1 pseudogene is annotated in these 518 nt (G+C 61.2%); it reads right to left on the bottom strand.

The window, feature by feature from the left end:
* Nucleotides 1–169 precede the first annotated feature (169 nt).
* Nucleotides 170–518: pseudogene (locus ACWTU8_RS32235) on the bottom strand (hypothetical protein); the annotation flags it as partial.

Raw genomic sequence — 518 nt, 5'->3', positions numbered from 1 at the left:
ACCTGACATGCTCCTCATGCGGCGATGTCCCCGTCGTTCGAAAAATCGTGGCTCGTGGTTTCACGGACTGTGCTCTGCAACACAAGTTTGCTGCACTGCAACATCCATGTCAAGGCAGATGCCAGACCGTCGAACGCGGACGGAACCGGTTTCGTCCGGACGCTGTAAGTCAGGCGCCGGGAGGCAGGTAGATCACGGCGTCGTCGTCCGCATAGGCTCGCTTCCAGCCCAACTCCGCGAAGAAGGGGATGCGGGTATCGTCGGCCGTCAGGAGTGCCCAGCCGATGGCGTATTTCTTCAGCTGCGCCTCGAGCAGCGGTTTTCCGTCGCTGTGTCCCGTCGCGTCGTCGGCTTTCGTGAAGCCGCCCAGGAACAACTGGTCCGTCCTGCCGTCGACGAAGGTCTTGATGCCGTGGAAAATCAGCGTGCCGCCGAAATTATCGGAATTCAGCACGTTGCCGGAAAGCTGGTGCTCCCTCGCATATGCGAGGGCGCCGCTGGCCGCTGTCTTCGGGATC

The sequence above is a fragment of the Mesorhizobium sp. BHbdii genome, assembly GCF_053848045.1.
Note: the sequence above shows the minus strand (reverse complement) of the source record. Positions and strands in the feature narration are given on the sequence as shown.